The organism is Brevundimonas sp. CEF1, from assembly GCF_051353055.1.
Classification (GTDB): Bacteria; Pseudomonadota; Alphaproteobacteria; order Caulobacterales; family Caulobacteraceae; genus Brevundimonas.
This window is the reverse complement of record NZ_CP195593.1, coordinates 3,394,911-3,407,328: the sequence shown is the minus strand read 5'-3', so window position 1 is coordinate 3,407,328 and position 12,418 is coordinate 3,394,911. Positions and strand designations below refer to the sequence as shown.

Genomic DNA, 12,418 nt, shown 5'->3' with positions numbered 1-12,418 from the left:
GCCTGTTCTGAAGGGGGTCTCAGCGTGATCCTGGCCAAGCGGCCCGAGGTCGATCGCTTCCTGAGGTCGCCGGACGCCGGCATCCGCGCGGCGGTGATCCACGGCAAGGACCGTTCGGGCGTCACCGAACGCGCCCTGACCCTCTACAAGGCCATCACGCCCGACCTGAACGACCCGTTCAACGTCACCTTCCTGACCGAGGCCGACATCGACGGCGACGCGGTCAGGCTGGAGGAGGCCCTGACGGCGTTGAGCATGATCGGCGGGCGCCGCCTGGTGCGCATCCGCCTGTCCGACGGCAAGGCCGGCGTCGACAAGGCCATCGCCGCGGCCCTGACCATCCATGCCGAGGGCGGCTACAACCCCGACGCCATGCTGGTCATCGAGGCCGGGGCCCTGGGTCGCGAATCCGCCCTGAGGAAGGCCGCCGAGAAGTCCCCCGGCGCTGTCGGCATCGCCTGCTACGAAGACGAGGTCGGCGACGTGGCCCGCATGACGCGCGAAGCCCTGGGCGCCGACAAGGTGGGCCTGACCAGCGACGCCCTGGACCGTTTCGTCGCCCGTCTGCCGCGCGAACGCGGCCTGATGCGCCAGGAGATCGAGCGGCTGGTGCTCTATATCGGCCCCGGCTCCGGCCGGACCATCGACACGCCAGAGTTGGAAGAACATCTGGGGGTCGAGCCCGACGCCTCCTTGTCCGACGCGGCGCTTCAGGCCTTTGGCGGGCGGCCCGGACCGGCCCAGTCGGGCCTGCGCCGCGCCCTGGCCGAAGGCGAAAGCGCCGTCATGGCCGTGCGCATGGCCGCCATCCACCTGGGCAAGCTGCGCCGCATCAACGTCCTTCTGACCTCCGGCGCCGGCCCCAAGGAGGCCGCCAAGGCCGCCGGGGTCTTCTGGAAACAGGAGGCCGAAATCCTGCGCCAAGCCCGCAGCTGGCGCCTGGAACTGCTCGACGAGGTGCAGGACAGCGTCAACACGGCCGACATCGCCACCAAGACCACGGGCCTGCCCGAGGCCCTGATCGCCGAACGCCTGCTGCTGGAAATCGCCGCCCGCGCCAAGCGCATGGGGCTCTGACAGCGTCTGCCCGAAGCTTAATCGACGCGCCTGGACTCCGCCGCAATTCGTCGATCTGATCCCTCTTCGCCCTGGGTGGGCCGTCGAGGGGGGAAATCATGCGTCTATCCTGTGCTGCGGCCGTCGCCGCCGTCTGCCTGTGTCTGCCAAACCTGGCCTCGGCCCAACAAGGTCTGGCAGACAACGCCGAGATGGCTGCCCTCTACGCCGCTGATCAGGCCGTTCGTGCCAATATCGACCCCGCCAAGTACCGCGACCGCGCCTTCGTCGAGCAGATGAACGCCGAGGACGCCGTCCGCCGCACCCAGACCCGCGCCCTGCTGGACGCGGGGGCCTTGCAGACCGGCGAGGACTATCGCGCGGCCGCCTTCATCTTCCAGCACGGATCGACGCCCGACGACTATCTTCTGGCCCATAGCCTGGCGGTGACCGGCGCCGCCAAGGGCTCATCCGGCGCAGCATGGATCGCAGCGGCCACGCTGGATCGCTACCTACAGTCCATCGACCGGAAGCAGATCTATGGCACCCAGACCCGCATGGTAAGCGGCGGAGAGCCGACGCTGGAGCCCTATGATCGGGACCTTCTGCCCGATGCCCTGCGCACGGCGGTCAATGTCCCGACCCTGCCTGAACAGGACGCCAGGCTGGAACAGTTCAAGGCGGCGAGAAGCGCAGCCGCTCGCCCCTAACGCGGATCAGCCGCGCTTCGAGGCCTTGCGGAAGGCGGGCTTGTTCGCCGCCGCAGCCTGACGCTGCATCACCTTCTCCGCCCCGCGCGCGCCGCCCTTGGTTCCGGCCGGCCCCGCTTGCGTGCCGGCCTTCTTCGCTGCGAGGGCGCGTTTCAGGGCTTCGGTGGCGCTGATCTTGTCGGTCTGGTCAGTCATGGCCGCACCCTAGCACGGCCAGACCGGAAAGGCCCGTCAGCCCCGCATCAGGCGACGGCACAGGTCGTCGAGCTGTTCCAGGGTGGCGTATTTGATGGTGATCTCGCCCTTGCCGCCCTTGTCGGTCAGTTGGACCTTGAGGCCCAGAGCGTCGGCCAGATCCTGTTCCAGGGCGGCGACGTCGGCGGCGCCCTCCCCGCTCAGGGCCGGCTTGGCCTTGGACGGCTTGGGGCCCTCGGCGGCGCGGCGGGCCAGGGCCTCGGTCTGACGCACGTTCAGCCCCTTGGCCAGGACCTGTTCGGCCAGGGCCTCGGGGTTGGGGGCGGTGATCAGGGCGCGGGCGTGGCCGGCCGAGAGCCGGTTCTCCATCACATGGTCCAGCACGCTGTCGGGCAGTTGCAGCAGGCGGATCGTATTGGCCACATGGCTGCGGCTCTTGCCCACCACCCCGGCCAGGGCGTCCTGGGTGCGGCCGAAGCGCGACATCAGCGAGCCATAGGCCAGGGCCTCCTCGACCGGGTTCAGATCAGCGCGCTGAACGTTCTCGATGATGGCGACCTCCATCACCTCCACGTCGTCCATGGCCCGTTCGATGATCGGCACGGCCTTGAGGCGCGCCGCCTGGGCCGCACGCCAGCGACGTTCGCCGGCGATGATCTGCCACATGCCGTCCTCGCCCGGCTGGGGGCGCACCAGGATTGGCTGCAGCACACCCTTGTCGCGGATCGAGGCGGTCAGTTCTTCCAGGTTCTCGGCGCTGAAATACTTGCGCGGTTGGTCCGGGTTGGGCTTGAGGCTCTCGATCGGCACGGCGCGCACGCCCGTCGGCTGAACGCCGCCGTCCACCGGCGCGCTCTCGGCGACGTTTTCTCCTAGAAGGGCCGAAAGGCCGCGACCCAGACCACGTTGACGTTCGGACAAGATGCTGATTCCGTTCTACTTAATCGAGATAGCCGCCAATCAGGCGGCGAGCGCCTGACGACGCTGGCGTTCACGGGCCACAAGCTCGCGCGCCAGCTTCAGATAGGCCTGGCTGCCGGTGCATTTCAGATCATAGATCAGCACCGGCTTGCCGAAGGACGGCGCCTCGGACACCCGCACATTGCGGGGAATGACGCTGTCATAGACCTTGTCGCCGAAGTGGGCGCGCACGTCGGCCGCCACCTGGCCCGACAGGGCGTTGCGGCGGTCATACATGGTCAGGACCAGGCCCTGGATCTCCAGCGCCGGATTGAGGCTCTGCTTGACCATGTCGATGGTCCGCATCAGCTGGGTCAGGCCCTCCAGCGCAAAGAACTCGCACTGCAGCGGCACCAGCACCGCATCGGCGGCGGCCATGGCGTTCAGCGTCAGCAGGTTCAGCGACGGCGGGCAGTCGATCAGGACATAGTCATACCGGGAATGACCCTCGCCCCCCTGCGCCGCCAGGGCGTCGCGCAGACGATAGGAACGGCGATCCGCCTGGCTCAGTTCGATCTCGACGCCCGACATGTCGGCGTCGGCGGGGACGATGAAGAGGCCCGGCACGGCGGTTTCCACCGCCGACAGGTCGATCGGACGGCCGTCGACGATGACGTCATAGATGGTCGCGCGGCGTGTTTCACGTGGAACACCCAGCCCCGTCGAGGCGTTGCCCTGCGGGTCCATGTCGACGATCAGCACCTTCTCGCCGATGGCGGCCAGGGCGGTGCCCAGGTTGATGGCGGTCGTGGTCTTGCCCACCCCGCCCTTCTGGTTGGAGACAGCCAGAACGCGGGTCTGATGCACTCGGGTCTGTTTCTCGCGATCAGCGGACACGGCGAAGGCTCCGGACAGAAACAATGCGGCCGCGCGGGTCGCTGCGCGAGACGGAGAGGTCGCTCTTAAACTGCCAGACCTTGGCCGCCTCTTTCAACTCGGCTTCGGCCTTCTCCCCCTTCAGGAACAGACCTTGTGCACCGTGCTGGAAGTAAGGCTGTGCATAAGCCAGCAGTTTCTCCATCGGCGCCACGGCGCGGGCGGTGACGATCTCGACCTCGACGTCCTGCTCCTCGGCCCGACCGTTGATGACAGTGGCGGGCAAATCAAGCGCGTCCACCACCTGCTGCAGGAAGCGGCAGCGCTTGCCCAGGCTGTCGATCAGCCAGACATGGGCCTCGGGCCGATCCTTGAGCATGATGGCCAGGACCACGCCGGGGAAGCCGGCGCCGGCGCCCAGATCGGCCCAGGTCAGGGCCTCGGGCGCCAGAGCCAGCAACTGGGCGCTGTCCCAGGCGTGGCGGTTCCAGAAGTCGGGAATGGAATCCGGCCCGACCAGGTTCATCACCGCATTGGCCTCGGTCAGCATGGCGAGGAAGACGGTCAGATCAGCGATCTGGGTTGCACTGGCGCCGGTATGGGCGCGGAAGGCGGCGACGGGGTCCAGGCTCACGCGACAATGGTCTCGACTTCTGCGGCGAGCGACGTCGCCTTCTTCACATGGGCCAGCAGGGCCGTCAGGGCGCCCGGCGTCATGCCCTCGATCCGGCCTGCCTGCCCCAGGCTGCGGGGCTGAACCAGGCTCAGCTTCTCGCGGACCTCGTTCGACAGACCGCCGATGGCGGCGTAGTCGAGGCCTTCGGGCAGGGACAGCCCCTCCTCCCGACGCAGGGCCTCGGCCTCGGACGCCTGTCGATCCAGATAGCCGGCGTAGACGGCGTCGATCTCGACCTGCTCGCGCACGGCGGGCGACCAGTCGGCGATCTCGGGCCGGACGGCGACGAACTGATCCAGCGTCACATTGGGGAAGGACAGCAGGTCGCGGATCGAGCGACGCTGGCCGTCGGCGTTGACGGTGATGCCCAGGGCGCCGGCCTCCTTGGGCGTGAACTGGGTTTCACGTGAAACACGGTTCGCCCGGTCCAACTGGTCAGCCTTGTCCAGCCATACCTTGGCGCGTTCAGACCCGACCACGCCGGCGGCGACGCCTAGTCCCGTCAGGCGGACGTCGGCGTTGTCGGCGCGCAGGGTCAGGCGGTACTCTGCCCGGCTGGTGAACATGCGATAGGGTTCGGTGACGCCGCGCGTCACCAGGTCGTCGATCATGACGCCGATATAGGCCTGGTCACGGCCCAGGATGATGGGGTCTGAACCGGCGGCGGCGCGGGCGGCGTTGAGGCCGGCGATCAGGCCCTGCGCCCCCGCTTCCTCATAGCCGGTCGTGCCGTTGATCTGGCCCGCCAGATAGAGGCCGGGCCGCTTCTTGACCTCCAGCGCCGGGGTCAGTTCGCGCGGATCGACGTAGTCGTATTCGATGGCGTAGCCGAAGCGGAAGACCTCGACGGTCTCCAGACCGGGCATGGTCCGCAGGAAGGCCATCTGGGTGGCGTCCGACACCGAGGTCGAAATGCCGTTGGGATAGACGGTCGGGTCGTCCAGACCTTCGGGTTCCAGGAAGACCTGATGGCTGGTCTTGTCGGCGAAGCGGACCACCTTGTCCTCAATCGAGGGGCAGTAGCGCGGGCCGCGCCCCGACAGCCTGCCGCCATAGACGGCGCTCTCGCCCAGGTTCTCGGCGATGATGCGGTGGGTTTCCTCGGTCGTATGGGTGATGCCGCAGGCGATCTGCGGCACCGCGATCTTGTCGGTCAGGAAGCTGAACGGCACAGGCTCGTCATCCGCCGCCTGCATCTCCAGACGATCCCAGGCGATGGTGCGGCCGTCCAGACGCGCGGGCGTGCCGGTCTTCAAACGCCCCATCATCAGGCCCGAGCCATAGAGGTCGGCGGCCAGGCCCGTCGACGGCGCCTCGCCAAAACGACCGGCGGCGATCCGCTCCTCGCCGCGATGGATGACGCCGTTGAGGAAGGTGCCGGTCGTCAGGACCACGGCCCCGGCGCGCAACTCTGCCCCCTCGCCCGTCGTCACGCCGACGACGCGGTCGCCATTGAGGATCAGGGCCTCGGCCGTACCGGCCATCAGGGTCAGGTTCGGCGTCTGGGCCAGTTCGGCCTGCATGGCCTCGCGATAGAGACGACGATCGATCTGGCTGCGCGGACCGCGCACGGCGGCGCCCTTGGAGCGATTGAGCAGGCGGAACTGGATGCCGGACACGTCAGCCAGACGCCCCATGACGCCGTCCAGGGCGTCGATCTCGCGCACCAGATGGCCCTTGCCCAGACCGCCGATGGCCGGGTTACAGCTCATCTCGCCGACGGTTTCCAGCTTCTGGGTCAGCAGCAGGGTGCGGGCGCCGGCGCGCGCCGAGGCGGCTGCAGCTTCGCAACCGGCGTGGCCGCCGCCGATGACGATGACGTCGAAGGTGTTCGAGGGGGAGGAGCTCATGGCCGAGGACATAGTCCATCCCGGCCGAAATCGCCACTGGAACGAGGCCGATGTTTCACGTGAAACACCGGGGTTCGGCGGCTATTTGCCGATGCAGAAGGTCGAGAAGACCTCCCCCAGAATGTCTTCGACGCCGATGGCGCCGGTGACCCGGGCCAGGGCGTCGGCGGCGCGGCGCAGGTCGTCGCCCGCCATTTCCGGCGCCAGGTCGATGGCGCGACGCCCCGCCTCGACCGCGGCCAAGGCCTCGGCCAGACGACGGCGATGGCGCTCGCGCGTCACCGCCGGGAAGTCGGCGCCGGACAGGTCGCGCGCCAGACGGGCGACGATCCAGTCGTGCAGTTCGGACAGCCCCTGTCCGCTCGCGGTGCTGACGGTCAGGGCTTCGAGCCCTTCGGCAGGCGTGGTGGCGCCGAGGTCGGCCTTGTTGAGGATCTGCAAATCCTCGGCCTGAGCGAAGGCGGCTGCGGGATCATCGCCCTGCCCTCCATCTTGCCCCACACCCGGCGCCCGAACCCAGAGCCGCAGGTCGGCGCCTTCCGCTCGCAACCGCGCACGGCGGATGCCCTCGGCCTCGACCAGGTCGTCGCTGTCGCGCAGGCCGGCGGTGTCGGACAGGGTGACGGCGTAGCCCCCGATCATCAGTTCGGCGTCCAGCACGTCGCGCGTGGTGCCGGCGATGGGGGTGACGATGGCCGCCTCGCGCGCCGTCAGGGCGTTGAACAGCGAGGACTTGCCGGCATTGGTTTCGCCGATCAGGACAATGCGATAGCCCTCGCGCACCCGCCGTCCCCGGTCGGAATCAGCCAGAGCGGCGCGCAGATCGGCGGCCAACTGGTCCAGAACCGGCCCGGCGGTGCGGGCCAGGTTGTCGGGCACCTCCTCGTCGGGGAAGTCGATCTCGGCCTCGACCAGGGACAGGGCCTTCAGCAGGTCGCGGCGAAAACCGGCGTAGGCGGCGCTGAGGGCGCCGTCCAGCTGGCCCAGAGCCTGAGACTTCTGGGCGCTCGTCTCGGCGTCGATCAGGTCGGCCACGGCCTCGGCCTGGGCCAGGTCCATGCGGCCGTTCTGGAAGGCGCGACGGGTGAACTCGCCCGGCTCGGCGGGTCGAACATCGAGAGCGATCAGGGCGCGGCTGGCGGCCTCGATCACGGCCCGTCCGCCATGCAGATGCAGTTCGGCTGAGTCTTCGCCGGTGTAGGAATTAGGTCCGGGGAAGCGCAGAACCAGGGCCTGATCCACCATCTCGCCGTCATGGCGCAGGGTGCGAAGCGCGGCCAGACGCGGGGTCAGCCCCCCTGCCCCGAGCGCGGTCAAGGCCGCGTCCACGCCCGGACCGGACAGGCGCAGGATGGCGATGGCGCCCCGCCCCGGCGGGGTGGCCAGTGCGAAGATGGTGTCGGCCTTGGCGGTCAAATCGTCAGCCCTTGGGCGCGCCCGTGACGGCGGCTTCCATCAGGCGTCGGAACTGATCCTGGGCCTGAACCCCGAAGCTGGTCCAGGTCTTCATCAGTTCATCGGGCTGCATGGCCGCCATATTGGCGTCCATCCGCTTCTGCATCTCGGCCACCAGATGGTCGTTGAGCGGCGTCACGTCGGGCAGACCCAGGAAGGCGCGGGCCTCGGCCGGGGTGCAGTCGATCTCGATGTTCAGCTTCATGACGCCCTCGCGTGTTTCACGTGAAACATGCCCTCAAGCAGCCGCCCGCCGGGCGGGCGGCGCTAGGGCCGGAATTATGTATTCATCGACTGGAAGAAGTCGCCGTTGTTCTTGGACTGGCGCAGCTTGTCGAGCAGGAACTCGATGGCGTCCTGCGGGCCCATGGGGTTGAGGATTCGGCGCAGGACATAGGTCTTGGCCAGCTGATCCTTCGGCGTGATGAGGTCTTCCTTGCGGGTGCCGGACTTGAGCACGTCGATGGCCGGGAAGATGCGCTTGTCGGCGACCTTGCGGTCCAGGACGATTTCTGAGTTCCCCGTGCCCTTGAACTCTTCGAAGATGACCTCGTCCATGCGCGAACCAGTGTCGATCAGGGCCGTGGCGATGATGGTCAGCGAACCGCCCTGCTCCACATTGCGCGCGGCGCCGAAGAAACGCTTGGGCCGCTGCAGGGCGTTGGCGTCGACGCCGCCGGTCAGCACCTTGCCCGACGACGGGACGGTGGCGTTGTAGGCGCGACCCAGGCGGGTGATGGAGTCCAGCAGGATGACGACATCCTTCTTGTGCTCGACCAGACGCTTGGCCTTTTCGATGACCATTTCGGCGACGGCGACGTGACGGGTGGCGGGCTCGTCGAAGGTCGAGGCGACGACCTCGCCCTTCACCGTGCGCTGCATGTCGGTGACTTCTTCGGGGCGTTCGTCGATCAGCAGGACGATCAAGAAGACTTCCGGGTGGTTCTTCTCGATCGACTTGGCGATGTTCTGCAGCATGACCGTCTTACCCACGCGCGGCGGGGCGACGATCAGGCAGCGCTGGCCCTTGCCGAGCGGGGCGACGATGTCGATGACCCGGCCCGAACGGTCCTTCAGCGTCGGGTCCTGGATTTCCATGTGCAGACGCTCTTCGGGATAGAGCGGCGTCAGGTTGTCGAACAGGACCTTGGTCTTGACCATCTCCGGGTCTTCGAAGTTGATCGTGTCGACCTTGAGCAGGGCGAAGTAGCGCTCGCCCTCGCGCGGGCCGCGCACGGCGCCGTGCACCGTGTCGCCCGAGCGCAGGCCGAAGCGGCGGATCTGCGACGGCGAGACATAGACGTCGTCCGGGCCGGGCAGATAGTTGGCGTCGGGGCTGCGCAGGAAGCCGAAGCCGTCCGGCAGAATCTCCAGCACGCCCGAGGCGATGATCTCGACCTCTTCGTCGGCCAGGGTCTTGAGGATGGCGAACAGCAGGTCCTGCTTGCGCAGGTTGCCGGCGTTCTCGATGTCCAGGCCCTCGGCGAAGGCGACCAGGTCTTCCGGCGTCTTCTCGTTCAGTTCCTGCAGGGTGATGCGGCCGTTGGGGACGATGGGCTCGCCGTCCTCGTCCTCGTCGTCGGCCGTCGTGTCGACGCCGGTGTCGTCGTTGACGATCTCCGCGACCGCTTCGATCTCGACTTCCGGTTCCGGCGTCGGTTCGGCGGCAGCGCGCGACCCGCCCAAGGTCAGCGTCTTGCGCGGACGTTCAGCAACAGTTTCAACCACTTCCGAGGATTGGTCGTTGTTTTCAGGCGTGTCGGTCATGGCGTGCTCGCTCACGCGCTCGGACGCAAAGAGCGTCGAGGGCGGTTCGTCTGTCGATGTCGCGGCCTTGCGGCCAGAGGGAGGGCGACGGGCTCCCGCAGGATCGAACCGGCAGGCGTCGCGAGAAGAGAGGGACCGCCCTGCGGCCTACGCCGAACGGTTCATCGCCAGCCGAACCACGAATGACCGGGCGCCGTCAAGCAAGGCGGTATCAAAAGGGACCTGCGCTCAAGCAGTGAGCGACCGCGTCGCTCGCGATATCGCCCCTAGAATGTCCACTCCAGCGTCACCGACAGCACCATGACGATCGCCAGCAGGAAGGGAATCTCGTTGGTCATGCGCCAGAAACGGCCCGAGTATTTCGACGTCCCGGCGGCGATCTTCTTCCTCTGACCGGCGAGGAAGCCGTGCCAGGCCGCCAGCAGGAAGACGCCGGTCAGCTTGGTCACCATCCAGGGCTGGTGGGCGAAAGACCAGTCGGCGCCGTCGCCGCTGCGCAGCCACAGCAGCCAGCCGCCGAAGACAAAGGCCAGGATCATGGCCGGATTGATGATGATGCGCAGCAGGCGCGTCTGCCACAGGCGCAGCAGGGCCTGCATCTCGCCGCGCAACGGCTCAGGCTTGGCCTTCTGTTCGGCGTCATAGGCGAACAGGCGCGGCAGGAAGAGCATGCCGGCCATCCAGGCGATCACCGCCAGGATGTGAAGCCCGCGAGCGAGGTTGTAATAGTCCATGAGGCTCCCCCTCGACCGGTCAGGCCGCCTTTGAACAGCCGCCGGGACAGGCTTTCAAGTGGGCGCATGGTCCACCCCTGGACGCGCCCTGCGGCGCTACCCCCGAGGTTTCCAGCGCCGCCTCGACGGCCTGGGCCAGGGCGGCGATGAAGGCCGGCTCCACGCCGACGGCGGGCGCGCGCAGATAGGGGGCGCAGCCGACCTGTTCGGCCAGTTCGGCGTATTCGTGATCCAGTTCGACCAGGGTCTCGATGTGTTCGGAGACGAAGGCGATGGGCACGACCACGGCGCCGACCCCGTCCCGGCCCGCCTGTTCGACCGCCTCGGGCGTTGACGGCCCCAGCCATTTCAGCGGCCCGACCCGGCTCTGATAGCAGATGGCCCAGTCGGTCAGCCCCATGCGGGCGACGACGGCGGCGACCGTGGCCTCGACCTGGGCCTGATAGGGATCGCCGGCCGCGACCAGCTTTTCCGGGATGCCGTGGGCCGAGAACAGCACGCGCACCGGTCGGCCCTCGGCCCTGTCCATGGTCTCGCGGATCAGACGGACCTGGGCCTCGATCAGCCCCTCGGCGTCGGGATAGCAGCAGACGGCGTGGACCTCGCCCGGCCCCTTATAGGCCTCGCGCCAAGCCTTGAGCGACGAGGCTGTCGTGGTGGTCGAGAACTGCGGATAGAGGGGCAACAGAACCACATGGTCGGGCTGAAACTCCGCCACCGCCTTCGCCGTATCCTCGGTCAGAGGATGCCAGTAGCGCATGGCGATGAAGACCTCTGTCTCGTCGCCCGGCGCCGCCTCGGCCAGGGCTTCGGACAGGGCCGCCGCCTGCTTCAGCGTCTCGGGCAGCAGGGGCGAGCCCCCGCCCATCCGCGCGTAGTTGGCCTGGGCCGACTTCTCGCGGCGCGTGGAGATCAACCGAGCCAGAGGCGTGCGCACGATCCCCGGCAGACCGATGATGGCCGGATCGTTGAACAGGTTGAACAGGAAGGGTTTGACCGCGTCAGGCCCGTCCGGTCCGCCGAGATTGGTCAGCACCACGGCCACGCGGCGGTTGGGGCGATGGGCCTCGGCGGTCATGGTCACTGGGCTCCGATCCGGCGCAGGACCTGTTCGACATGGGCGATCGGCACGTCGGGCAGGATGCCGTGACCCAGGTTGAAGATCCACGGTCCCTGGCCCCAGGCCTCGAGCAGTTGGTCGACGCGGCGATCCAACGCATCGCCGCCGGCGCGCAACAGGAGGGGGTCGAGCGCGCCCTGGATCGGCTTGATGGCCTGAACCCGCTTGCCGACTTCCAGAGGGCAGGCGGTGTCCAGCGCCACGGCCTGGACGTCGCAACTGCTCGCATACCGCTCTGCAAGCGCCGCAGAGCCCCTTGGGAAGCCGATGAGCGGCACCGTGACCCCCAGGGCGCGGGCGCGGGCCACAAGCGCCTGGTGAGGCTTCAGGACCAGACTTTCGAACAGATCGTCGGGCAGGCCCTCGGCCCAGCTCTCGAAGATCTTCAACACCTGGGCGCCGGCGTCCTGCTGCATCTTCAGATAATGGGCGGTGGACTCGACCAGAACCTCCAGCAGGGCCGCGACCTTTTCCGGTTCGGCATAGGCGTAGGTCCGGGCCTGAGCCCGTTCGCCCTTGCCGATGGTGCGGGCTTCTCCGTCCAGCATATAGGTGGCCACGGTCCAGGGCGCCCCGGCGAAACCGATCAGGGCCTTTGACGGCTCCAGTTCAGCGCGCACCAGGCTGAGGGTCTGGCCCACCGACTTCAGGGCCTCCCCTGCCCCGGAAGCCAGCTCCCGCATGGACTCCACCGACGGCAGGGCGCCCAGGCGCGGGCCTTCGCCGGCTTCGAACCAGACCTTCTGCCCCAGGGCGCCCGGGATCAGCAGGATGTCGGCGAAAACAATGGCCGCGTCGAAGCCGAACCGGCGCATGGGCTGAAGCGTCGCCTCGGCCGCCATCTCCGGGTTCATGCAGAAGGCGATGAAGTCCGGCGCCTTGGCCCGCAGTTCGCGGTACTCCGGCAGGTAGCGCCCCGCCTGACGCATGAACCACACGGGCGGACGGGTCGTAGTCTGGCCCTGGAGAGCCTGGATCAGAAGAGGGGTGCTCATGCCTTGGGCTTTAGGATGCACACCTCCAAGCCTCAATCCCTATTCAGATTTAAGAATTGAAAGAAAATTGGAGGTTGGAAGCAG

General features: G+C 67.8%; 13 protein-coding genes. 2 read left to right on the top strand and 11 right to left on the bottom strand.

All coding sequences use genetic code 11. The features are described 5' to 3' along the window. Nucleotides 1-24 precede the first annotated feature (24 nt). Nucleotides 25-1,077 carry a DNA polymerase III subunit delta gene (gene holA / locus ACR9FL_RS17025; protein ID WP_436356491.1) on the top strand — a complete coding sequence of 351 codons (1,053 nt, stop codon included), beginning with the start codon at nt 25-27 and terminating at the stop codon, nt 1,075-1,077. Nucleotides 1,078-1,175: 98 nt separating this feature from the next. Then, nucleotides 1,176-1,766, top strand: coding sequence for a hypothetical protein (locus ACR9FL_RS17020; protein ID WP_436356490.1), 591 nt, complete (start codon nt 1,176-1,178; stop codon nt 1,764-1,766). Nucleotides 1,767-1,772: 6 nt separating this feature from the next. Here ACR9FL_RS17020 and ACR9FL_RS17015 read toward each other — a convergent pair whose 3' ends face one another. The 11 genes from ACR9FL_RS17015 to hemE all read right to left on the bottom strand — a co-directional run bounded on the left by ACR9FL_RS17015 (nt 1,773) and on the right by hemE (nt 12,334). Next, nucleotides 1,773-1,961 carry a hypothetical protein gene (locus ACR9FL_RS17015; protein ID WP_207824239.1) on the bottom strand — a complete coding sequence of 63 codons (189 nt, stop codon included), beginning with the start codon at nt 1,959-1,961 and terminating at the stop codon, nt 1,773-1,775. Nucleotides 1,962-1,997: 36 nt separating this feature from the next. Next, entirely contained in the window at nt 1,998-2,882 is an 885-nt protein-coding gene (locus ACR9FL_RS17010; protein WP_436356489.1) for a ParB/RepB/Spo0J family partition protein, read from the bottom strand. 39 nt (nt 2,883-2,921) lie between these two features. Continuing rightward, on the bottom strand, nt 2,922-3,728 hold the full coding sequence (locus tag ACR9FL_RS17005) for a ParA family protein (protein ID WP_436358177.1): 807 nt from the start codon (nt 3,726-3,728) through the stop codon (nt 2,922-2,924). 19 nt (nt 3,729-3,747) lie between these two features. After that, a complete protein-coding gene (gene rsmG, locus ACR9FL_RS17000) occupies nt 3,748-4,371 on the bottom strand; it encodes a 16S rRNA (guanine(527)-N(7))-methyltransferase RsmG (protein WP_436356488.1) in 624 nt (207 codons plus the stop codon). Continuing rightward, nucleotides 4,368-6,263 (bottom strand): tRNA uridine-5-carboxymethylaminomethyl(34) synthesis enzyme MnmG, encoded by a 1,896-nt coding sequence (gene mnmG / locus ACR9FL_RS16995; protein WP_436356487.1) that lies wholly within the window; start codon nt 6,261-6,263, stop codon nt 4,368-4,370. The genes rsmG and mnmG overlap by 4 nt, the downstream gene beginning before the upstream one ends. Nucleotides 6,264-6,344: 81 nt before the next feature. Beyond that, nucleotides 6,345-7,679, bottom strand: a complete 1,335-nt coding sequence (gene mnmE / locus ACR9FL_RS16990; RefSeq protein ID WP_436356486.1) for a tRNA uridine-5-carboxymethylaminomethyl(34) synthesis GTPase MnmE — start codon at nt 7,677-7,679, stop codon at nt 6,345-6,347. A gap of 4 nt (nt 7,680-7,683) precedes the next feature. After that, nucleotides 7,684-7,923 (bottom strand): DUF6489 family protein, encoded by a 240-nt coding sequence (locus tag ACR9FL_RS16985; RefSeq protein ID WP_105564219.1) that lies wholly within the window; start codon nt 7,921-7,923, stop codon nt 7,684-7,686. A gap of 74 nt (nt 7,924-7,997) precedes the next feature. Continuing rightward, nucleotides 7,998-9,485 (bottom strand): transcription termination factor Rho, encoded by a 1,488-nt coding sequence (gene rho / locus ACR9FL_RS16980; RefSeq protein ID WP_436356485.1) that lies wholly within the window; start codon nt 9,483-9,485, stop codon nt 7,998-8,000. 266 nt (nt 9,486-9,751) lie between these two features. Beyond that, nucleotides 9,752-10,219, bottom strand: coding sequence for a CopD family protein (locus ACR9FL_RS16975; protein WP_436356484.1), 468 nt, complete (start codon nt 10,217-10,219; stop codon nt 9,752-9,754). Between the two features lie 19 nt (nt 10,220-10,238). Next, on the bottom strand, nt 10,239-11,297 hold the full coding sequence (gene hemH, locus ACR9FL_RS16970) for a ferrochelatase (RefSeq protein WP_436356483.1): 1,059 nt from the start codon (nt 11,295-11,297) through the stop codon (nt 10,239-10,241). A 2-nt stretch (nt 11,298-11,299) separates the two neighbouring features. Beyond that, a complete protein-coding gene (hemE, locus tag ACR9FL_RS16965) occupies nt 11,300-12,334 on the bottom strand; it encodes a uroporphyrinogen decarboxylase (RefSeq protein WP_436356482.1) in 1,035 nt (344 codons plus the stop codon). Between the last annotated feature and the right edge of the window lie 84 nt (nt 12,335-12,418).

What these genes read in the sequence shown, in the direction of transcription:
- rho (WP_436356485.1), bottom strand. Translation starts at nt 9,485, where the DNA reads ATGACCGACACGCCTGAAAACAACGACCAATCCTCGGAAGTGGTTGAA.
- hemH (WP_436356483.1), bottom strand. Translation starts at nt 11,297, where the DNA reads ATGACCGCCGAGGCCCATCGCCCCAACCGCCGCGTGGCCGTGGTGCTG.
- hemE (WP_436356482.1), bottom strand. Translation starts at nt 12,334, where the DNA reads ATGAGCACCCCTCTTCTGATCCAGGCTCTCCAGGGCCAGACTACGACC.
- mnmG (WP_436356487.1), bottom strand. Translation starts at nt 6,263, where the DNA reads ATGAGCTCCTCCCCCTCGAACACCTTCGACGTCATCGTCATCGGCGGC.
- ACR9FL_RS16985 (WP_105564219.1), bottom strand. Translation starts at nt 7,923, where the DNA reads ATGAAGCTGAACATCGAGATCGACTGCACCCCGGCCGAGGCCCGCGCC.
- ACR9FL_RS16975 (WP_436356484.1), bottom strand. Translation starts at nt 10,219, where the DNA reads ATGGACTATTACAACCTCGCTCGCGGGCTTCACATCCTGGCGGTGATC.
- ACR9FL_RS17015 (WP_207824239.1), bottom strand. Translation starts at nt 1,961, where the DNA reads ATGACTGACCAGACCGACAAGATCAGCGCCACCGAAGCCCTGAAACGC.
- ACR9FL_RS17020 (WP_436356490.1), top strand. Translation starts at nt 1,176, where the DNA reads ATGCGTCTATCCTGTGCTGCGGCCGTCGCCGCCGTCTGCCTGTGTCTG.